This is a genomic window from Rhizobacter sp. AJA081-3 (assembly GCF_017795745.1).
Classification (GTDB): Bacteria; Pseudomonadota; Gammaproteobacteria; order Burkholderiales; family Burkholderiaceae_C; genus Piscinibacter.
The window spans coordinates 1,317,143-1,337,130 of record NZ_CP059067.1 but is presented as its reverse complement, the minus strand read 5'-3'; the positions used below and the strand labels follow the sequence as shown (position 1 = coordinate 1,337,130).

General features: G+C 67.0%; 18 protein-coding genes. 7 read left to right on the top strand and 11 right to left on the bottom strand.

Translation table 11 applies throughout. From position 1 onward, the window contains the following. The first annotated feature begins 2 nt into the window (after positions 1-2). Positions 3-1,685: a dihydroxy-acid dehydratase gene (ilvD, locus tag HZ992_RS06490; RefSeq protein ID WP_209385854.1), complete on the top strand. Its 1,683-nt coding sequence runs from the start codon at positions 3-5 to the stop codon at positions 1,683-1,685. A 36-nt stretch (positions 1,686-1,721) separates the two neighbouring features. On the opposite strand, the gene HZ992_RS06485 is transcribed toward ilvD, so the two are convergent. After that, entirely contained in the window at positions 1,722-2,003 is a 282-nt protein-coding gene (locus HZ992_RS06485) for a TIGR04438 family Trp-rich protein (protein WP_209385853.1), read from the bottom strand. Between the two features lie 147 nt (positions 2,004-2,150). Between HZ992_RS06485 and HZ992_RS06480 the strand changes: the two genes are divergently transcribed. Continuing rightward, on the top strand, positions 2,151-2,462 hold the full coding sequence (locus HZ992_RS06480) for a c-type cytochrome (protein WP_209385852.1): 312 nt from the start codon (positions 2,151-2,153) through the stop codon (positions 2,460-2,462). 63 nt (positions 2,463-2,525) lie between these two features. On the opposite strand, the gene HZ992_RS06475 is transcribed toward HZ992_RS06480, so the two are convergent. Then, positions 2,526-4,664, bottom strand: coding sequence for a 3-hydroxyacyl-CoA dehydrogenase NAD-binding domain-containing protein (locus HZ992_RS06475; protein WP_209385851.1), 2,139 nt, complete (start codon positions 4,662-4,664; stop codon positions 2,526-2,528). Positions 4,665-4,666: 2 nt separating this feature from the next. Next, a complete protein-coding gene (locus tag HZ992_RS06470; protein WP_209385850.1) occupies positions 4,667-5,872 on the bottom strand; it encodes an acetyl-CoA C-acetyltransferase in 1,206 nt (401 codons plus the stop codon). Between the two features lie 111 nt (positions 5,873-5,983). Here HZ992_RS06470 and HZ992_RS06465 point away from each other — a divergent pair, with 111 nt between their 5' ends. The 5 genes from HZ992_RS06465 to HZ992_RS06445 all read left to right on the top strand — a co-directional run bounded on the left by HZ992_RS06465 (position 5,984) and on the right by HZ992_RS06445 (position 9,953). Then, on the top strand, positions 5,984-7,120 hold the full coding sequence (locus HZ992_RS06465; protein WP_209387068.1) for an acyl-CoA dehydrogenase family protein: 1,137 nt from the start codon (positions 5,984-5,986) through the stop codon (positions 7,118-7,120). 9 nt (positions 7,121-7,129) lie between these two features. Next, positions 7,130-7,600 (top strand): thioesterase family protein, encoded by a 471-nt coding sequence (locus tag HZ992_RS06460; RefSeq protein ID WP_209385849.1) that lies wholly within the window; start codon positions 7,130-7,132, stop codon positions 7,598-7,600. A gap of 180 nt (positions 7,601-7,780) precedes the next feature. Then, positions 7,781-9,085 (top strand): PQQ-dependent sugar dehydrogenase, encoded by a 1,305-nt coding sequence (locus HZ992_RS06455; protein WP_209385848.1) that lies wholly within the window; start codon positions 7,781-7,783, stop codon positions 9,083-9,085. Between the two features lie 77 nt (positions 9,086-9,162). Further along, on the top strand, positions 9,163-9,552 hold the full coding sequence (locus HZ992_RS06450; RefSeq protein ID WP_209385847.1) for a c-type cytochrome: 390 nt from the start codon (positions 9,163-9,165) through the stop codon (positions 9,550-9,552). Between the two features lie 41 nt (positions 9,553-9,593). Then, complete coding sequence (locus HZ992_RS06445) at positions 9,594-9,953, top strand: transmembrane 220 family protein (RefSeq protein WP_209385846.1); 360 nt, start codon at positions 9,594-9,596, stop codon at positions 9,951-9,953. Here HZ992_RS06445 and HZ992_RS06440 read toward each other — a convergent pair. The 8 genes from HZ992_RS06440 to HZ992_RS06405 all read right to left on the bottom strand — a co-directional run bounded on the left by HZ992_RS06440 (position 9,950) and on the right by HZ992_RS06405 (position 19,863). Next, the gene (locus HZ992_RS06440; protein ID WP_209385845.1) at positions 9,950-11,881 is read right to left on the bottom strand and encodes a TonB-dependent receptor plug domain-containing protein; all 1,932 of its coding nucleotides are present in this window, start codon (positions 11,879-11,881) and stop codon (positions 9,950-9,952) included. The genes HZ992_RS06445 and HZ992_RS06440 overlap by 4 nt on opposite strands. Before the next feature lie 172 nt (positions 11,882-12,053). Next, positions 12,054-13,223 (bottom strand): ABC transporter substrate-binding protein, encoded by a 1,170-nt coding sequence (locus HZ992_RS06435; RefSeq protein ID WP_209385844.1) that lies wholly within the window; start codon positions 13,221-13,223, stop codon positions 12,054-12,056. A gap of 57 nt (positions 13,224-13,280) precedes the next feature. After that, a complete protein-coding gene (locus HZ992_RS06430) occupies positions 13,281-14,450 on the bottom strand; it encodes an ABC transporter substrate-binding protein (RefSeq protein WP_209385843.1) in 1,170 nt (389 codons plus the stop codon). A 22-nt stretch (positions 14,451-14,472) separates the two neighbouring features. Beyond that, positions 14,473-16,329: an AMP-dependent synthetase/ligase gene (locus tag HZ992_RS06425; RefSeq protein WP_209385842.1), complete on the bottom strand. Its 1,857-nt coding sequence runs from the start codon at positions 16,327-16,329 to the stop codon at positions 14,473-14,475. Position 16,330: 1 nt separating this feature from the next. Further along, positions 16,331-17,110 carry an ABC transporter ATP-binding protein gene (locus HZ992_RS06420; RefSeq protein ID WP_209385841.1) on the bottom strand — a complete coding sequence of 260 codons (780 nt, stop codon included), beginning with the start codon at positions 17,108-17,110 and terminating at the stop codon, positions 16,331-16,333. Continuing rightward, positions 17,107-17,907 (bottom strand): ABC transporter ATP-binding protein, encoded by an 801-nt coding sequence (locus HZ992_RS06415; RefSeq protein ID WP_209385840.1) that lies wholly within the window; start codon positions 17,905-17,907, stop codon positions 17,107-17,109. Before HZ992_RS06415 ends, HZ992_RS06420 begins: the two co-directional genes overlap by 4 nt. After that, positions 17,904-18,980, bottom strand: a complete 1,077-nt coding sequence (locus HZ992_RS06410; RefSeq protein WP_209385839.1) for a branched-chain amino acid ABC transporter permease — start codon at positions 18,978-18,980, stop codon at positions 17,904-17,906. Before HZ992_RS06410 ends, HZ992_RS06415 begins: the two co-directional genes overlap by 4 nt. A gap of 7 nt (positions 18,981-18,987) precedes the next feature. Beyond that, the gene (locus tag HZ992_RS06405; protein ID WP_209385838.1) at positions 18,988-19,863 is read right to left on the bottom strand and encodes a branched-chain amino acid ABC transporter permease; all 876 of its coding nucleotides are present in this window, start codon (positions 19,861-19,863) and stop codon (positions 18,988-18,990) included. Positions 19,864-19,988 lie beyond the last annotated feature (125 nt).

Here is a 19,988-nt window from a genome sequence, read left to right as displayed (position 1 = left end):
CCATGAAGATCAACCGCCGTTCCGCCAACATCACCGAGGGCACGGCCCGTGCGCCGAACCGCTCGATGTACTACGCGCTGGGCTACGAGGAAGGCGACTTCAAGAAGCCGATGGTCGGCGTGGCCAACGGCCACTCGACGATCACGCCCTGCAACTCGGGCCTGCAGAAGCTGGCCGACGCCGCCGTGGAAGGCATCGAGGCCGCCGGCGGAAATGCGCAGATCTTCGGCACGCCGACCATCAGCGACGGCATGGCCATGGGCACCGAGGGCATGAAATACAGCCTGGTGTCGCGCGAGGTCATCGCCGACTGCATCGAGACCTGCGTCGGTGGCCAGTGGATGGACGGCGTGGTCGTCGTCGGCGGCTGCGACAAGAACATGCCCGGCGGCATGATGGGCATGCTGCGCGCCAACGTGCCAGCCATCTACGTCTACGGCGGCACCATCCTGCCCGGCCACTACAAGGGCCAGGACCTGAACATCGTCAGCGTGTTCGAGGCCGTCGGCCAGTTCAGCGCCGGCAAGATGAGCGAAGAGGACTTCTGCCAGATCGAGCGCCGCGCCATCCCCGGCCCCGGCTCCTGCGGCGGCATGTACACCGCCAACACGATGAGTTCGGCCTTCGAGGCGCTGGGCCTGTCACTGCCTTATTCGTCGACCATGGCCAACCCGCACGACGAGAAGATGAACTCGGCGAAGGAGTCGGCACGCGTGCTGGTCGAGGCGATCAAGAAGGACCTGAAGCCGCGCGACATCGTCACCAAGCAGGCGATCGAGAACGCGGTGGCGGTGATCATGGCCACCGGTGGCTCCACCAATGCGGTGCTGCACTTCCTGGCCATCGCCCACGCGGCCGGTGTCGAGTGGACGATCGACGATTTCGAGCGCGTGCGCCAGCGCACCCCGGTGCTCTGCGACCTCAAGCCCAGCGGCCGCTACCTCGCGGTCGACCTGCACCGGGCGGGCGGCATTCCGCAGGTCATGAAGGTGCTGCTCAAGGCCGGGCTGCTGCACGGCGACTGCATGACGATCACCGGCAAGACGATCGCCGAGTCGCTGGCCGAGGTGCCGGACGTTCCGCGTGCCGACCAGGACGTGATCCGCACCATCGACAAGCCGATGTACGCGCAGGGCCACCTGGCCATCCTGCGCGGCAACCTGTCGCCCGAAGGCTGCGTGGCCAAGATCACCGGCCTGAAGAACCCGACCATCACCGGCCCGGCGCGGGTGTTCGACGACGAGCAGTCGGCGCTGGCGGCCATCATGGCCAACAAGATCGTCGCAGGCGACGTGATGGTGCTGCGCTACCTCGGCCCGAAGGGCGGACCGGGCATGCCGGAAATGCTCGCACCCACCGGCGCGCTGATCGGCCAGGGCCTGGGCGAATCGGTCGGCCTGGTCACCGACGGGCGCTTCTCCGGCGGCACCTGGGGCATGGTGGTCGGCCACGTGGCCCCCGAAGCCTACGAGGGCGGCAACATCGCGCTGGTCAACGAAGGCGACTCGATCACCATCGATGCCCGCACCTTGACGCTGCAACTCAACGTGAGCGACGAGGAACTGGCGAAGCGCCGGCAGTCTTGGAAGCGCCCGTCGCCGCGTTACACCCGCGGCGTGCTGGCCAAGTTCGCAATGAACGCCTCGAGCGCGAGCTCGGGTGCCGTGCTGGACAAGTTCGACTGAGACGGGCCGAAGCCAAGTCGGCCCGGCAAGCCGCCTTCAGCGCTTGGCGGCTTTCTTGCCGCGGCGGGCGGTCTTGTCCATGCCCAGCGCCACGAGGTTCTGCTCACGCCGGTTGCGGCGGCGCTCGTCCATCTTCTCCATCTCGCGGCGCTTGTTGTAGCCGGTGGCGTCGGCCCAGGCCCACCACACCGCCGCCAGTCCGAACGGGACACAGAACTTCCACAGGTCGCCGGAGATGTTCCAGGTCCAGTTGGCCATCGGGCCGAAACCGAGCAGGTTGGCCAGGATGATGAGCACGCCGATGATCACGAAAAACATGTATGAAACCCCAGGGTGCGGGAAACCGCTGCAAGATGCGCGTCAACCGCGGCCCCTACAATCCGTTAGAGCCAATGTAGCCGACCGTTCGGTTGGGCGGGTGCCGAAACATCCGCAGAATTTCCCGTTTGACCCCGAAAGGAAATCATGAAGCTGTTCCCCGTTCTCGCCCTCGTGGCCGCTGCCACCACCATTTCTGCCCCCGCCGTGGCCGACGAAGCCCTGGCCAAGGCCAAGAACTGCCTGGCCTGCCACGCCACGGACAAGAAGGTCCTCGGCCCGTCCTACAAGGAAGTGGCTGCCAAGTACGCCGGCCAGAAGGACGCGGCCGACAAGCTGGCTGCCAAGATCATCAAGGGCGGCGTGGGCGTCTGGGGCCAGATCCCGATGCCTGCCAACGCGCAGGTCAACGAAGCCGAGTCGAAGAAGCTCGTCGCCTGGATCCTGAGCCTGAAGTGATCACTTCTCGCTCTTGAACGAGGCCCCGCTTGCGGGGCCTTTTCATTTCCGGCCGCCGTCGGATCAGGCCAGCGCCCGGCGCAACGTCTCCTGCACGGCCGGCGCCAGGGCGAAGCGCTCGCCATGGCGTGTGGCCAGTGCCTCGGCGTTGCGCAGGAAGCTGTCGAGCCCTTCCGAGGCGACGAACTGCAGTGCCCGCCCGTCCAGGGCCGGGAAGCCGATGCCGAAGATCGAGCCGATGTTGGCCTCGTGCACGCTCGTCAACACGTTCTCGGCCAGGCAGCGCGCTGTCTCGATGGACTGCCGGTACAGCAGCCGCTGCTGCAGTTCCGCGACGTCGACTGCGCCTGTGGCGCGTTCGAAGTGCTGTTTCAGGCCCGGCCACAAGTGCTTGGGCTGGCCCGCCGGGTAGTCGTAGAAGCCGCCGCCGCCAGCCCGGCCGGGACGCTTGAACTCCTTGACCATGCGCTCGATGAGCAGTTCGCCGGCGCCCGGCTGATGGGCCTGCCTGGCCGCAGCCAGGTCGGCGCGTGTCTGCTCCATCACGTGGACGGACAGCGAGAGCGACGTCTCGTCGATCACCGCCAGCGGGCCGACCGGCATGCCTGCAGCCACCGCCGCATGTTCGATCAGCGGCGCGGCGATGCCCTCGGCGAGCATCGCGGCGCCTTCCATCACGTAGGTGCCGAACACCCGGCTGGTGAAGAAGCCGCGCGAATCGTTGACGACGATCGGCGTCTTGCCCAGCGCCAGCACGTAGTCGTAGGCACGCGCCACGGTCTCGTCGTCGGTGGCGGGGCCGCGGATGATCTCGACCAGCTTCATCTTGTGCACCGGCGAGAAGAAGTGCAGCCCGACGAAGCGCTGCGGCGCGGCACTGGCCCGGGCGAGGCCGCCGATCGGCAGCGTGGAGGTGTTGGATGCGAACACGCCGCCGGCAGCGAGCATCGGCTCGGCCTCGCGCGTCACCTGCGCCTTCAGCTCGCGCTGCTCGAACACCGCCTCGATGATCAGCTCGCAGCCCTTCAGGTCGGCCGCATCGGCGGTAGGCGTGACCAGGTTCAGCAGCGCCGCCTGCTTGAACTCGTCCATGCGGCCCTTGGCCACCAGCGGCGCGGTGACCTTGCGCACGGCCTCATGGCCGGCGCGCGCCTTGTCGATCGAAACGTCCTTCAGCACACAGGGGATGCCGCGCGCCGCATTCGCGTGCGCGATGCCCGCACCCATCATGCCGGCACCGAGCACGCCCACCTTCGCGGGCTTCCACGGCGCGAAGCCCGGCGGCCGCGACTTGCCCGACTTGATCGCGTTCAAGTTGAAGAAGAAGGCCGTGATCATGTTCTTGGCGTTCTGGCCGACCATGATCTTGGCGAGCTTGCGACTCTCGATGCGCGTGGCGGTGTCGTAGTCGACCATCGCGCCCTCGACCATGGTCTCGAGGATGGCCTGCGCCGCGGGGTACAGGCCGTGCGTCTTCGCCGCCAGCATGGCCGGCGCCACCGTCAGCCCCATGGCGATCTTCGGGCTGCTCGGCGAGCCGCCGGGCATTCGGTAGTCCTTGCGGTCCCAGGGCTGCACCGCTTGCGGGTTCTCGGCGATCCAGGCCAGCGCGAGATCGCGCAGGTCGTCCATCGTCGCGCCGACGCCGTTGACAAGACCGAGCTCGAGCGCCTCGCGCGGGCCGAACAGCTTGCCCTCCATCAGGTAAGGCTGCGCCGCCATCAGGCCGAGCAGTCGCACGGTCTTGGTGATGCCGGTGGCGCCGGGGATCAGGCCGAGCGACACCTCCGGCGTGCCGAACTGGATCTTGCGGTCGTCCAGCGCAAAGCGCGCGTGCGCCGCCAGCGCCACCTCCCAGCCGCCGCCGAGCGCGGCGCCGCCGAGCAGCGCCACCACTGGGCGGCCCATCGTCTCCAGCCGGCGGAAGCAGGCCTTCATGGCCTCGATGCCCTTGAAGCCGGCAGCCGCATCCTCAGCCTTGAGCTTGAGCACGTTGTCGAGCTGCGCACCGGCGAAGAAGGTCTTCTTGGCTGATGTGACGAGCACACCTTTGATGCGTTCCTTGTCGGCCTCGACACGCGCCACGGCCTCGGCCAGGTCGGCCTGCCACTGCTCGGTCATGGTATTCACCGGCGCGCCGGGCGCGTCGTGGGTGATCGTCGCAATGCCGTCGGCGGCAAGTTCGTAGCGGATCGTGTTCAAGGTCAGACTCTCTCGATGATGGTGGCGATCCCCATGCCGCCGCCCACGCACAGCGTGATCAGCCCGCGCTTGAGATTGCGACGCTCCAGTTCGTCGAGCAACGTTCCCAGCAGCATCGCGCCGGTGGCACCCAGCGGGTGGCCGAGCGCGATGGCGCCGCCGTTGACGTTGACCTTCTCGTGCGGCACACCCATCTCCGCCATGAAGCGCATCGGCACCGCGGCGAAGGCCTCGTTGACCTCGAAGAGATCGATGTCGTCGACGGTCAGCCCCGCCTTGGCTAGCGCCTTGCGCGAGGCCGGCATCGGCCCCGTGAGCATGATGGTGGGGTCGGCGCCCGACAGCGCCGTGGCGACGATGCGCCCGCGCGGCGTGAGACCGAGCTCGCGACCCTTGGCCTCGCTGCCGATCAGCACCGCCGCGGCACCGTCGACGATGCCCGAGGAGTTGCCCGCCGTGTGCACGTGGACGATGCGCTCGACCTGCGGATAACGTGCCAGCGCCACCGCATCGAAGCCCATCGCCCCGAGTTCGCCGAACGCCACCTTGAGCTGAGACAGGCCTTCGAGCGTGGTGCGCGGCTTGATGAATTCGTCGCGGTCGAGCACCGGCAGGCCGATCTCGTCTTCGACGGCAATGACCGAACGATCGAAGCGCCCCGCCGCCTGCGCCGCCGCGGCGCGCTGCTGCGAGGTCAGCGCGAAGCGATCGACGTCTTCGCGGCTCCAGCCGCCGAGCGTGGCAATGAGGTCGGCGCCGATGCCCTGCGGCACGAAGCCGGTGGCGAAATTGGTGGCCGGATCCTGCGCCCAGGCGCCGCCGTCGCTGCCGATGGGCACGCGCGACATGCTCTCCACGCCGCCGGCGACGACCAGGTCCTCCCAGCCGCTGGCGACCTTCTGCGCGGCGATGTTGACCGCCTCCAGCCCCGAGGCGCAGAAGCGGTTGATCTGCATGCCGGCAACGCGGAAGTCCCAACCGGCCTTCAGCGCTGCCGTCTTGGCGATCACCGAGCCCTGCTCGCCGATCGGCGAGACCACGCCCATCACCACGTCATCGAGCTGCGCGGGATCGAAGTCCAGGCGCTTCTGCAGCTTGACGAGCAGCCCGGCAAGCAGGTCGACCGGCTTGACCTCGTGCAGGCTGCCGTCCTTCTTGCCCTTGCCGCGCGGCGTGCGTACGGCCTCGAAGATCATCGCGTGGGTCACCGTCGTCTCCTGAGTGCGTTCGGCTCTGTGTTGTCCGAATTGACAGTGCATTATCGAGGCCGACACACTGTCGGGCAATCACCAAGCATTTGCTTGGTGAACCCTTCGCGCATGCCCTTCGCCCCCGAACACGAGACCTTTCGCGACAGCGTGCGCACGTTCGTCGAGCGCGAGATCGCGCCGCATGTCAACGCGTGGGACGAGGCCGAGAGCTTCCCCCGCGCGCTGTACCGTCGCGCGGCCGAGATGGGCCTGCTCGGCCTGGGCTATCCCGAATCGCTGGGCGGCACGCCGGCCGATGGCTGGTACCGGCTCGTCGCCACCGAGGAGATCGCGCGCGCCGGCAGCGGCGGCCTGCTGGCCAGCCTGTTCTCGCACAGCATCGGCCTGCCGCCCATCGTGGCGCATGGCAGCCCTGCACTGCAGCGGCGCATCGTTCCGGAGGTCCTGGCCGGCGCGAAGATCGCCGCACTGGCCATCACCGAGCCGGGCGGCGGCTCCGATGTGGCGCGCCTGCGCACGGGGGCGCGGCGTGACGGCAAGGAATGGGTCATCGACGGCGAGAAGACCTTCATCACCTCCGGGATGCGGGCCGACTGGATCACACTGGCCGTGCGCACCGGCGGCCCGGGTGCGGCCGGCATCTCGCTGATCGCGGTGCCCGGCGACGCGCCGGGGCTGACACGTTCGCCGCTGGCCAAGATGGGCTGGTGGTGCAGCGACACCGCGCAGCTGCGGTTCGATGGCGTGCGCGTGCCGCTGGACCACCTGATCGGCGACGAAGGCGCGGGCTTTCGCATGATCATGCAGAACTTCAACGGCGAGAGGTTGCTGATGTCCGCCGGCGCCATCGCCTTCGCGCAGGTCTGCCTCGACGAAGCGATCGACTGGGCACGCCAGCGCAAGACCTTCGGCGCTGCCCTCGTCGAGCACCAGGTGATCCGCCACAAGCTGATGGACATGCGCATGCGCATCGCCAGCGCGCGGGCCTGGCTGCACGCGCTGGTCGAGCGCCGGGAGGCCGGCGACACCGGGCCCGAGTGGGTGGCCGACCTGTGCCTGCTGAAGAACCATGCCACGCAGACCATGCAGCACGCCGCCGACCAGGCCGTGCAGATCCTCGGCGGCATGGGCTTCATGCGGGGCACGAAGTGCGAGCGCATCTACCGCGAAGCCAAGGTCATGATGATCGGCGGCGGCGCCGAGGAGATCATGAAGGAATTGGCCGCGCGACAGCTCGGCCTCTGAGGAGACAGCATGCCCGGCACGCCAGGTTTCGAGCCCGAGTTCGTCAGCGGCCTGAAGGACATCTTCGAGCAGCGCATCGTCTTCAATCGGCTGCTCGGGCTGCGCATCAGCACGGTGTCGGCCGAAGGCGTGACCGGCCACATCGAGATGCGCAACGACCTGATCGGCCACTACACGCACCAGCGGCTGCACGGCGGCGTGGTCAGCGCCGGGCTCGATGCGATGGGCGGCCTGGCCGTGATGGCCGCCATCGGCGCGCGCCACATGGACGAGCCTGCGCTGCAGCGGCTGCACCGTTTCGGGAAGCTGGGCACCATCGACCTGCGCATCGACTACCTTCGGCCGGCCATCGGCGAGCGTTTCGAACTTCGGGCGCAGGTGCTGCGCCTGGGTTCGCGCGTGGCGTCCACGCGCATGGAGTTCCTCGACGCCGACGGCAAGCTGCTGTCCACCGGAGCAGCGGCCTACATCGTTTCCTGAGCCGCAGGAACCCGGCGTGGCGTCTTTGTATACATACAAGTCCCTATAGGGTCATCAAATGACATTCCTACACTCGAATGATCCCTTTCGGGGGATGGCTGTCGGTTTGCACTTCGAGGCAGACGACTGACGGCATGCCCGATGTCTCGAAGTTCTCAACGACAGTATTGGAGGAGACAGATGAGTGCAAAGAAGTACCTGGCGGCCGCGGCCGCCTGCGCCGTCATGGCCTTGTCGAGCACCACGGTGTTCGCGCAGGCCAAGATCAAGCTCGAGAAGGTGATCACCGGCATCAACACGCCGCTGGCCATGGTGCAGCCGCCCGGCGACAGCCGCATGTTCATCGTCGAGCAGAACGGCCGGATCAGGATCCTGGACAACGGCAAGCTCGCGCCGAACCCGTTCCTCGACATCCGCAGCAAGATCAAGCCGCTGTTCCATGACTTCGACGAGCGCGGCCTGCTCGGCCTTGCGTTCCATCCGAAGTTCAAGGAGAACGGCAAGTTCTACGTGGCCTACAGCGCCCACCTCGACTACCAGAGCGACCTCGGCCAGATGCTCTGGTACGACCACAGCAACGTGGTCGAGGAGTACACCGTGTCGGCGTCCGACCGCAACGCGGCCGACCCGAGCAGCGCGCGCCGGATCATGTCGAACTCGTGGCCGCAGTTCAACCACAACGGCCACTGGATCGGATTCGGCCCGGACGGCAAGCTCTACGTCTCCACGGGCGACGGCGGCTACGCGAACGACTGGGGCATCGGCCACAACCCGATGATCGGCAACGGCCAGGACCTGACCATCAACCTGGGCAAGATCCTGCGCATCGATGTCGACACGCGATCGCCGGGCAAGCCGTACGGCATCCCGCCGGACAACCCCTTCGCCGGCAAGAAGGACGTGAACCCGGAGATCTGGGCCTACGGCGTGCGCAATCCGTGGCGCTGCTCGTTCGACATGGGCAGCACCGCGGCCGAGCTCTATTGCGGCGACGTGCAGCAGAACAGCTACGAGACGATCAAGCTGATCGGCAAGGGCCAGAACATGGGCTGGCGTCGGATCGAAGGCAACATGCGCTGCTTCGACTACCTGAAGCCCGATGACCACCCGGCCAGCTGCGACAAGTCGGGCATCACACCAGCCATCATCGAGTACAACAACTGCACGGCCAAGCCGAACGGCTGCAAGGGCATCTCGGTGACCGGCGGCTACGTGTACCGCGGCGCCAACGCGGCGATGAAGGGCAAGTACATCTTCGGCGACTGGAGCAAGTCGTTCGCCGAGATGGACGGCCAGATCTTCATCGGCACGAAGGGCGGCGACGGCAAGTGGTCGATGGAAGTCGCCGAAGTCACCAACATGCCGGGCAAGCTGCCCTACGTGCTGGCCTTTGCGCAGGATGCCAATGGCGAGGTCTACGTGCTGACCTCCATCACCACCGGCCCGAACGGCTCGCTGGACACGATCTACAAGATCGTTCCGTAAGCCGCGGCGCGACACCACCGCGACCTGCGGGCCGCGGTGGCCTTTCCGTTTGTTGAGCTGCATGGGAAGCTGAAGCGATGAACGTTCGACACCGGTATGCGACCTTCGCCCTGCTGACCGGGCTGCTGGCCCCGGTGGCCACCGGCCTGGCGCCGGTGCGTGCCCAGGAAGCCGGCAAGCCGGCCGCCGACGAACCGGTGCCGACGTTCGACGTCGCCTACATGAACAACGCCGCGAACATCAAGCTCGGCGAACAGGTCTGGCAGGAGCAGTGCCGCCACTGTCACGGCAACAGCGCCTACCCCGGCAAGGCTCCGAAGCTCAACCCGGGGGCGATGGATGCCGACCACATCTTCGACCGCGTGACCAACGGCTTCCGCAAGATGCCGTCGTGGAAGCAGGTCTTCTCGTACCAGCAGCGCATGGGCGTGGTCGCCTACATCAAGAGCGACAGCTTCTCGCCCTGAATGCGACGCCGAACCCCGCATCCCGGGAGACAAGGTCGACCGTGCGCATCCTGAACATCTTCCTCGCCCTCGTCATGATCGCCTTCGTCGGGGTGCAGTACAACGACCCCGACGGCCCGCTGTGGGCGGTCTACTACGCCGTGCCGGCCGTCTGGTGCCTGCTCGTCGCGCTGCGGCCGCAGGTGTTGCGCGCCCCGGCAGCGATGCCGCTGCTGTGGGCGACCGTGGCCGTGTGGTTCGGCCTGATGGTCTTCTACTGGCCGACCATGCCCAACTTCTGGCGCCGCGAAGTCTGGTGGGAAGAAGAAACCGCCCGCGAAGGCATGGGCATGATGATCGCGTGGGTGGTCGTGCTGGTGGCGGCGCTGACGGTGCGCCGCCAGCGGCCCGAAGCCGCCTAGAACTCGGCGCGCAGTTCGACGCGCAGCCGGCGCTCGCGTGCCGGGAATCCGACGAACTGTTCGTAGTTCTTGTCGAACAGGTTGTCCAGCGCGAACTTCGCCTGCAGCGGTCCGAAGCGCCTTGAATAGGCCAGATCGACGGTCGAGTAGCCGGGCATGGTGATGTCACCGGTCGGGTTGGACCGATCGAGGTAGCTGCCCGTGTAGGACAAGCCCGCGAACAGCGAGGCCCGGTCGTCGATGTCGTACACGAGGCTGGCCGCGGCACGCTTCTCGGGTCGGTTGCGCAAGGTCGCCAGGCCGTCCTTCTCGTCGATGTTGAGCAGCGTCACGCCGAGTTGCGTGCGCAGCTGCCTGCCCAGCTGCAGCTTGAGCGTCGGTTCGATGCCCTTGACGACGATCGCACCGCGGTTGACGTTCTGGAAGGTGTTGCCGTCGAAGTCGACCGGTCCCTTGTAGTCGATGCGGAAGACGCTGACGTGCAGCGAGTTGGCCTCGCCGTCGAAGCGGTGCGCCACCGTCAGCTCGGCATTGCGGCTGCGCTCCGGCCGCAATGCCGGGTTGCCGCCGATCGGGAAGCCCAACGCGAAGAAGCTCGGTGGCTTGAAGCCCTTGCTGTAGGTGGCCTTCAGCGTGGTGGCTCCGCCGGGAAGATCCCACACCGCGCCGAGGTGGGGCGTGGTCTCGGCGTCCAGCCCTTCGACCTTGTCGCGCCGCACCCCGATCTGCAACGACACCGGGTCGGCAACACGAAAGCGCCCCTCGACGAAGACCGAGCTGGTGCTGCGTTTCAGGCCGAATTGCAGTGTGTCGGGCAGGCCGTCGAAGTCGAAATCGCCGACGCTGGTGAGCTCGCCGTCCTCGGTCTGGCGCTCCAGGCCGGCCACGACGCTGGCGCGCTCGTTGTACTCGTGCGTGGCCGTGATCGTCGCGGTCGTGCGCTTGAAGTGGGTGTCGCTGGTGAAGGCCGGCACCGGGAAGCGCACGCCGCCGTCGATGAAGGCGTTGTTCGCGTCTTCGTCGCGTTCATAGACCGACACGGCCGCCTGCACGCGCAGCGTCGCGGCGTCCCCGCCGCCCAGGCTGGCGCCGTAGATCGTGTCGGTCGCATCGCGCGTGGTCTTCTCGCGGTTGACGGCCAGACGCGGGCCGCCGCTGTCGTCGGGGAAGGCGCTGCTCTTACGGTCGCTGCGGTGGAAGAAGAGCTCCCCGCCGATCGTGCCGCCGGGCACGAAGCGCAGCGATCCGGACAGGTTGTTCTGCTTGAGCTCGCCGTCGCTCGTGGCGCTGCCTTCGCGGCTGCTGCCGACGCCGAGCTGCGCACGCAGCGTCTCGTTACCTGCCGCCACCGAGCCGCCGATCTTGCCGTAGCGGTCCTGGCCGGCCGCGAGGTAGCCGCTGCCGCTCACGCCGGCCTGGACCGGCCGGCGCGTGATGATGTTGATCACGCCCGCGAGTGCCTCGCCGCCATGGATGGCCGACGCCGGACCTCGCAGCACCTCGATGCGCTCGATCTGGTTCACGTCGATCGACGACAGGTCGTAGGCGCTGCCGCGCGTCGTGGTCGGGTCGTTGACCTTGACGCCGTCGACCATGATCAACAGGTGGCTCTGCTCCGCGCCGCGCATGTACAGCGACGAGAACCCTCCCGCCTGCCCCGCCTGGTCGACGTAGACGCCGGTGATTCGGCCGAGCACGTCCTCGATGCGCCCGGGATGGCTCTCCTGGATCTGCTTCTGGTCGATGACAGTCACGTTCTGCGCCAGGCCGCTGGGTGTGCTGGGCAGGCGCGAACCGGTGATCAGCACCGGCGCGAGTTCGGTGGTGGACGTCTGCGCGTGCGCGCATGCCGGCACGACGAACAATGCCGCGACCAGCGCGGAAACGGGAGTCCTGCGGGCGCGGCCCGCGGTGTTGCGTGCATTCATGTCGGTCCCCTCGGTACGCCGAGCATCCGTGCGCTTCACGTCACTCGTGGTGAGCTCGCACATCTGTGTGCGCAATGATCACACTCTAAGCGCTTTGGAGGGCCGACGTCGCTAGGGGTTGCCACCCCGTGGTGCCGCCGCCGCACCCGCGCGCGGCGGCGGCCCCGAAGACTCACTGCGGCTTGACGTACTCGGTCACCGGCTTCCAGCGCTCATCCTGCAGCTGCGACATGCGCGTCATGTTGCTGCCGGCGCGCTTGGCCGGCCCGAAGGTCAGCTCGGCCGAGCCGAACATGTCGGGCGGGAAAGTCAGCGACTCCATCGCCTTGATGAAGCTGTCGGTGGTCAGGTTCGGGCCGGCCTTCTGCGCGGCCTGGATGAAGGTATCGATCGCCGAGTAGCCGTACACCGAGAACACCGTCGGATCGTCGCTGAACTTGGTCTGGTACTTCTTCGCCCAGAACGCCACCTTCGGCGAGATGTCGTCCATGTACGGGTGCTGCACGGTGTGCGTGGAATACAGGCCGTCCATCGCCTTCTTGCCGAGCTTGTGGATCAGGTCGGTGTAGGTGGCGCTGGAGCCCAGGTAGACCGGGTTGAAGCCCGTCTTGCGGCCCTCGGCAATGGTGCCGATGGTCTCGCGGATGATCGTGCCCAGCACCACGAGCTCGCAGTTGGCCGCCTTCATGCGCGCCACCTGCGACGAGAAGTCGGTCGCGCCGCGCTTGTAGGTGGTCTTCTCGGTGAAGTCCATGCCCACGGCCTTCAGCCCGGCCTCGGCGCCACGAAACACCTCCAGACCGAATTCGTCGTCCTGGTAGATCGTGCAGATCTTCTTCGCGCCCTTGTCCTTGATCAGGCGCGGCAAGGCAACGCGCATCTGGTCGAAGTAGCTCGAGCCGCCGGCGAACTTGAGCTTGTGCACCGGCTCGGTCATCTCGCGTGCCGCGGTCACCGGGAAGAAGTTGATCACGTTCTTCTCGAACTGCACCGGCATCGCGGCGTTGTTCGTCGGCGTGCCGATGTGGGCGACCATCGCGAAGATCTTGTCCTGGTTGACGAGCTTCTGCGCCGCCAGCACGGCCTTCTTCGGGTCGTAGGCCGAGTCTTCGATGAGCAGCTTGATCTTGCGGCCGTTGATGCCGCCCTGCTCGTTGAGCTCGTCCACGCGCAGCAGCATGCCCTGGCGCACCTGCTTGCCGAAGCCGGCGATCGGGCCCGACAGGTCCTGGATCGAGCCGAGCACGATCTCGTTCTTGCTGACGCCCTGCGACGTCTGCGCCTGGCTCGATGCGCCGGCCAGCGCGAGCAGCGCGGCAGCGAAGCTGAGAACCTCTTTCATGGTCTGTCTCCTTGGGAATCGGTGGGAAATCGGGAGGATCGGCGTGACGCGTCGGGATCAGGGCGCCTTCGGGTAGTCCTGCACCACCTTCCAGCGCCCGTCGACGATCTGCGACAGGCGCGAGGCGCTGCTGCCCAGCCGCTTGGTCGGCGAGAAGCTCATGGCGGCGCTGCCGAACATGTCCGGCGCGATCGTCATCGTGTCCATCGACTTGATGAAGCTGTCGGTCGTCAGGTTGTTGCCGGCTTTCTGCGCCGCCGCTGCGAAGGCGTCGATGATCTGGTAGCCGTACACCGAGAACACTGTCGGGTCCTCGTTGAACTTCGTCTTGTATTTGTTGGCCCAGAACGCCACCTTGGGCGACGCGTCGTCGGTGTAGGGGTTGGCCGCGCCCATGGTGGCGTACAGGCCGTCCATCGCCTTGCCGCCGAGCTTGTGGATCAGGTCGGTGTAGGCCGCGCTGGAGCCGATGAACACCGGGCTGAAGCCGGTCTTGCGCGACTCGCCGATGGTGCCGATGGTCTCGCGAATGATGGTGCCGAGCACGACCATCTCGCACGACGCCGCCTTCATGCGCGCCACCTGCGACGAGAAGTCGGTCGCGCCGCGCTTGAAGCTGGTCTTCTCGGTGAACTCCATGTTGATGGTCTTCAGGCCCGCCTCGCCGCCGCGCAGCACCTCCAGGCCGAACTCGTCGTCCTGGTAGATCGCGCAGACCTTCTTGGCGCCCTTCTCCTTGACCATCAGCGGCAGCCACTGACGCATCTGGTCGAAGTACGGCACGGCATAGGCGTACTTCAGCTTGTGGAACGGGTCGAACATCTCGCGGGCGGCGGTCACCGGCCAGAAGTTGACGACGTTCTTCTCGAACTGCACCGGCATCGCGGCGTTGTTCTGCGCCGTGCCCAGGTGGCCGACCATCGCGAAGATCTTGTCCTGGTTGACGAGCTTCTGCGCCGCCAGCACGGCCTTCTTCGGGTCGTAGGCGGAGTCCTCGATCAACAGCTTGATCTTGCGGCCGTTGATGCCACCCTGCTCGTTGATCTCGTCGATGCGCAGCAGCATGCCCAGTCGGATCTGCTTGCCGAAGCCGGCGATCGGTCCGGACAAGTCCTGGATCGAGCCGATGGTGATTTCGGTCTTGCTCACGCCCTGGCTCGCCTGGGCGAAGGCGGCCGGGGCGGCCAGCGCGAACAGCGCGGCCAGGACACTGAGAACGGGCTTCATGGTCGGACTCCTTCGGGGGTGGTCAGCGGTAGAGCGCCTCGATGCGCTCGGCGTATTTCTTCTCGACGAGCTTGCGCTTGAGCTTCATCGTCGGGGTGAGTTCCTCGTCCTCGGCGCTGAGCTGCGTCTCGAGCAGGAAGAACTTCTTGATCTGCTCGACGCGGGCGAATTTCCGGTTGACGCGCTCGATCTCGGCCCAGATCAGTTCCTGCACTTCCGCCGCGCGGGTCAGGCTCGTGTAGTTGCTGAAGGGGATGTCGCGGTCCTGGGCGAACTTCTCGACGTTCTCCTGGTCGATCATCACGATCACCGTCAGGTAGGGCCGCTTGTCGCCGATCACCACCGCGTCGGTGATGTAGGGCGAGAACTTCAGGTCGTTCTCGATCTCGCTGGGCGTGACGTTCTTGCCGCCGGCCGTGATGATGATGTCCTTCATCCGGTCGGTGATGCGGTAGTAGCCGTCCTCGTCGACCTGGCCGACGTCGCCGGTGCGCAGCCAGCCGTCGGGCGTGAAGGTCTCGGCGGTCTTCTCCGGCAGGTTCAGGTAGCCCATGAAGACGTTCGGCCCACGCACCTGGATCTCGCTGGTGATCGGGTCGAGCCGCACTTCGTTGAACGGGCAGGCCGGGCCGACCATGCCGGGCTTGATGCCGCCGGCGGGCGTCGACGTGGCCGCGCCGCAGGTCTCGGTCATGCCCCAGACCTCGGCCATCGGCACGCCCAGCGCCAGATACCACTTGACGAGATCGGGCGAGATCGGCGCCGCGCCGGTGACGCAGAAGCGCGCGCGATGCACGCCGATCAGCTTGCGCACGTTGTTCAGCGCGATCAGGCGGGCGACGTGGAACTGCAGCTTCAGCCAGGCACTCACCGGCTGGCGGGCCAGTATGCGGTCGGCGATGCGCATGCCCACGCCGATGCCCCAGCCATAGGCCAGCTGCTGCAGGCGGCTCGATTCGCGAAGCGCGATCGTCACCGCGGAGTAGAACTTCTCCCACACGCGCGGCACGGCGGTGAACACGGTCGGCGAAATCTCGCGCACGTTCTCGGGCACCGTCTCGGGCCGCTCGACGAAGTTGAGCACCGAGCCGGTGTAGACGGCGAAGAAGGCGCCGCCGATGCGCTCGGCGATGTGGCACAGAGGCAGGAAGCACATGCGCTCGTCGCGCTCGTCCTGCGCGACGATGCGGTTGTAGCCGCGCACGGTGTAGACGAGCCCGGCGTGCGAATGCATCGCGCCCTTGGGCTTGCCGGTCGTGCCCGAGGTGTAGACGAGGATGGCCAGGTCTTCCGGCCGGCAGGCCGCCACGCGCGCCTGCATCGCGCCGGGGTGGTCCTTCGCGTGGATACGCCCGAGTTCGCGCAGCGCGGCCAGGTCGATCACGCCCTCGTCGCGGAAGTCGCGCAGGCCCTTGGTGTCGAAGACGACGATCTTGCGCAGCAGTGGCAGCCGCTCGCGCACCTCGAGCGCCTTGTCGAGTTGCTCTTCGTCCTCGACGAACATCACGGTGGTGCGCGAGTCCTCGCACAGGTACTGTGCCTGCTCGGCCGCATCGGTCGGGTAGATGCCGTTGCTCACGCCAGCGCACGACAGGATGGCCATGTCGGCCAGCATCCACTCGACCACCGTGTTGGACAGGATCGAGGCGCATTCGCCACGCTGAAAGCCCAGGCTGAGCAGGCCGTTGGCGATCTCGCGCACCGCTTCGCCGGTCTGCGCCCAGGTCCACTCGCGCCACAGGCCGAGTTCCTTCTGGCGCATGAAGACGCGCTCGCCACGCTGTGCCACGGCGTTCCAGAACATCGCGGGCAGGGTCTCGCCGGGGACGACGACGTCTTCGCGGGGCTTCAGGGCGCTCAGATCCCAGAGGTTGGCCATGTCACCTCCACGTCTTCTTCTTCTTCCAGCGCCGGTCGCCACGGGCGCCGGCTTCCTTCATGCCGAGGTAGAACTCCTTGATGTCGTCCTTCTCGCGCAGGCGTTCGCAGGTGTCTTCCATGACGATGCGGCCGTTCTCCAGCACATAGCCGTGGTCGGCCACGTTCAGTGCCATGTTGGCGTTCTGCTCCACCAGCAGCAGCGTGGTGCCGCGCTCGCGATTGATGCGGATGACGATCTCGAAGATCTCGCGCGTCAGCCGTGGCGACAGGCCGAGGCTGGGCTCGTCGAGCAGCATCAGTTCGGGCGCGGCCATCAGAGCGCGCGAGATGGCCAGCATCTGCTGCTGCCCGCCCGACAGCAGGCCGGCGTCCTGCGCGCGCCGCTCGCGCAGGATCGGGAAATAGCCGTACACCGTCTCGATGTCGCGCGCCACGCCATCGCGGTCCTTTCGCGTGTAGGCACCCATCAGCAGGTTGTCGTGCACCGACAGCAGAGGGAACACCTCGCGGCCCTCGGGCACGTGGCTGAGGCCGCGCTGCACGATCAGCGCCGGGTCTCGTGCGGTGATGTCCTCGCCCTTGAAGCTCACCGAGCCCTTGGTCGGGTCGAGGATGCCGGAGATGGTCTTGAGGATGGTCGTCTTGCCCGCGCCGTTGGAGCCGAGCACGGTGGCGATCTGGCCCTTCACGACCTTCAGGCTGACGCCGCGGATGGCGCGGATCGGCCCGTAGCTGCTCTCCACGTTGGCGAGCGCGAGGATGGCCTGGCCTTCGCTCATGCCGCCTTCCTCCGCAGGCTTTCCACGTCGCCGGCGGCGCCGAGGTAGGCCTCGATCACGCCCGGGTGCCGCTGCACCTCGGCCGGCGTGCCCAGCGCCAGCACCTCGCCCTGGTTCATCGCCAGCACGCGGTCGGACACCTTGGAGACGAGCGACATGTCGTGCTCGACCATCAGCACCGTGACGCCGAGTTCGTCGCGGATGTCGCCGATCCAGAAGGCCATGTCGTCGGTTTCCTCGACGTTCAGGCCCGACGAAGGCTCGTCCAGCAGCAGCAGCTTCGGCTCGGTGCACAGCGCCCGCGCCAGCTCGACCACCTTGCGCACGCCGTAGGGCAGCCCGGCGACGAGCGACTCGCGGTGGTGCTGCAGGTCGAGCAGCTCGATCACCTCCTCGGCCTTGTGGCGCGTGCGGATTTCGGCGGCGCGCGTGGCCGGCGTGAAGAAGAGCTGGCTCCAGAAGCCCGTCTCGCGGTGCACGTGGCGGCCGATCAGCAGGTTCTGCAGCACGGTGGCGTGCTCGAACAGTTCGATGTTCTGGAAGGTGCGCGCGATGCCGAGCTGGGCGATCTCGTGCGGCGCGTGGGCGAGCAGCGGCGTGCCGTCGAAGTCGATCGAGCCGGAGGTCGGCGTGTAGATGCGGCTGATCAGGTTGAACACCGTCGTCTTGCCGGCGCCATTGGGCCCGATCAGCGTGAACACCTCGCCGCGGTGGACATCGAAGCCGACCTGGTTGACCGCGAGCACACCGCCGAAGCGCACGCTCAGGTCCTTGGCGGAGAGCAGCACGCCGCTCATTTCAGGCGCTCCGACTTCTGGAACGACTTCTGCCGCTTGAACATGCCGCGCCGGTAGAACGGGAAGATCTGGAACCAGGTGCGGAACTTCAGCCAGCGGCCGTACAGGCCGAGCGGCTCGAACAGCACGAAGGCGATCAGCACCACGCCGTACACCAGGCCCTGCAGGCCCGGCGCCATGCCGATGGCCTCGGGCAGGTAGTCCTTGGCCAGCGCGATGACCTGCGGCATCGTGATGAGGAAGATCGCGCCGAGGAAGGCGCCGTGCACCGAGCCCAGGCCGCCGATGACGATCATCAGGATCAGGTCGATCGACTGCAGCACGCCGAACTGATCCGGCGAGATGAACATCAGCTTGTGCGCGTACAGCGCCCCACCCACACCGGCCAGCGCCGCCGAGATCGCGAACGAGAGCGTCTTGAAGCGCGCCAGGTGGATACCCATGCTCTGCGCCGAGATCTCCGAGTCTCGGATGGCCACGAACGCGCGTCCGGTGGGCGAGCGCAGCAGGTTGAGGATCGCCAGCGTGGCCAGCACCGCGAGCACGAGGCACAGGTAGTAGAAGGACTCGCCGGTGTCGAGCTTCCAGCCGAACAGGTCGGGCGCCTTGACGTGCTTGCCGGCATTGCCGCCGGTCACGCTCTCCCAGCGCGCGAACACCTCCTCGACGATGAAGCCAAACGCCAGCGTCGCGATGCCCAGGTAGATGCCCTTGAGGCGCAGCGCCGGCAAGCCGACGATCACGCCGACGAATGCCGACACCGCCGCCGCGGCGACCAGCGCCAGCGGAAACGGCACGCCCATGCCGGTGAGCGCGGCCTGCGTGTAGGCGCCGACGCCGAGAAACGCGGCATGTCCCAGCGAGAACTGCCCGGTGAAGCCCGACAGCAGCATCAGCCCGAGGCCGACGATGCCGTAGATCAGAACGAAGGTGACCTGCGCGAGCCAGTACTCCGGGAAGACCCAGGGCGCGGCGAGCAGCACGAGCATCAGCGCGCCGTACCAGAACAGGTAGCCGCCATGCTTGGCGATGCGGATGTCCTGGTCGTAGCGGGTCTTGAAGATGAAGCGCATCGGGTACTCAGACTTTCTTGCGCAGCTTCTCGCCGAACAGCCCGTTCGGCCGCACGACCAGCATCACCAGCACGACGACGTAGGCGGCGATGTCCTTGAAGCCTTCGGGCAGGTAGAAGCCCGACAGCGACTCGACCAGCCCGATGACCAGGCCGCCGACGATGGCGCCGGGCAGGCTGCCGAAGCCACCGACCACCGCCGCCGGGAAGGCCTTCAGCCCGATGAAGCCCATGTTCGCGTGCACGAAGGTGATCGGCGCGAGCAGCAGCCCGGCGATCGCGGCCACCGCTGCAGCCAGGCCCCACACGAGGCCGTTCAGGCGCTTGACCGGGATGCCCATGTAGTAGGCCGCCAGCTGGTTCTGCGACGCGGCCTGCATCGCGATGCCCAGCTTGCTGTAGCGGAACATCAGGTACAGCAGCGCGCTCAGCACGGCAGTGGCGGCGATCACCACCAGCTGCTCGACGTTGAGCACCAGCGCGCCGAGCTTCCAGGCCTGGTCCTTGTAGGGCACGGGCAGCGTGTGCGTCTCGGTGCCGATGGTCGGGATCATCGTGATCAGGCCGCGCGCGACGTAGCCGATGCCGATGGTCAGCATCACCACCGAGAAGGCCGGCTGGCCGAGGATGGGCCGCACGACGACACGTTCCAGGGCGATGCCGAACACGGCCATGGCGGCGATGGCGGCGAGCACCGCGAGCCAGAACGGAAAGCCGAGCATCGTCATCAGCCCGAGGCCGCAGAACGCACCGAGCATCATCAATTCGCCCTGCGCGAAGTTGACGGTTTCGGTGGCCTTGTAGATCAGCACGAAGCCCAGCGCGATCAGGCCGTAGATGCAGCCTTGCGCGATGCCACTGATGATGATCTGCAGAAGCTGCAAGCGGGGTCTCCGGACGGGGCGCTTGCGAGGGCTGTCGCCATTGCGACACCACCATGGCGTTGTTATTCTGTGGCTGCCAAGCAAGCAGTTGCTTTGTATGCGAAGCGCTAATCCACACGTCAGCG

What these genes read in the sequence shown, in the direction of transcription:
- HZ992_RS06435 (WP_209385844.1), bottom strand. Translation starts at nt 13,223, where the DNA reads ATGAAAGAGGTTCTCAGCTTCGCTGCCGCGCTGCTCGCGCTGGCCGGC.
- HZ992_RS06415 (WP_209385840.1), bottom strand. Translation starts at nt 17,907, where the DNA reads ATGAGCGGCGTGCTGCTCTCCGCCAAGGACCTGAGCGTGCGCTTCGGC.
- HZ992_RS06430 (WP_209385843.1), bottom strand. Translation starts at nt 14,450, where the DNA reads ATGAAGCCCGTTCTCAGTGTCCTGGCCGCGCTGTTCGCGCTGGCCGCC.
- HZ992_RS06450 (WP_209385847.1), top strand. Translation starts at nt 9,163, where the DNA reads ATGAACGTTCGACACCGGTATGCGACCTTCGCCCTGCTGACCGGGCTG.
- HZ992_RS06480 (WP_209385852.1), top strand. Translation starts at nt 2,151, where the DNA reads ATGAAGCTGTTCCCCGTTCTCGCCCTCGTGGCCGCTGCCACCACCATT.
- HZ992_RS06440 (WP_209385845.1), bottom strand. Translation starts at nt 11,881, where the DNA reads ATGAATGCACGCAACACCGCGGGCCGCGCCCGCAGGACTCCCGTTTCC.
- HZ992_RS06455 (WP_209385848.1), top strand. Translation starts at nt 7,781, where the DNA reads ATGAGTGCAAAGAAGTACCTGGCGGCCGCGGCCGCCTGCGCCGTCATG.
- HZ992_RS06425 (WP_209385842.1), bottom strand. Translation starts at nt 16,329, where the DNA reads ATGGCCAACCTCTGGGATCTGAGCGCCCTGAAGCCCCGCGAAGACGTC.
- ilvD (WP_209385854.1), top strand. Translation starts at nt 3, where the DNA reads ATGAAGATCAACCGCCGTTCCGCCAACATCACCGAGGGCACGGCCCGT.
- HZ992_RS06420 (WP_209385841.1), bottom strand. Translation starts at nt 17,110, where the DNA reads ATGAGCGAAGGCCAGGCCATCCTCGCGCTCGCCAACGTGGAGAGCAGC.
- HZ992_RS06465 (WP_209387068.1), top strand. Translation starts at nt 5,984, where the DNA reads ATGCCCTTCGCCCCCGAACACGAGACCTTTCGCGACAGCGTGCGCACG.
- HZ992_RS06410 (WP_209385839.1), bottom strand. Translation starts at nt 18,980, where the DNA reads ATGCGCTTCATCTTCAAGACCCGCTACGACCAGGACATCCGCATCGCC.
- HZ992_RS06485 (WP_209385853.1), bottom strand. Translation starts at nt 2,003, where the DNA reads ATGTTTTTCGTGATCATCGGCGTGCTCATCATCCTGGCCAACCTGCTC.
- HZ992_RS06460 (WP_209385849.1), top strand. Translation starts at nt 7,130, where the DNA reads ATGCCCGGCACGCCAGGTTTCGAGCCCGAGTTCGTCAGCGGCCTGAAG.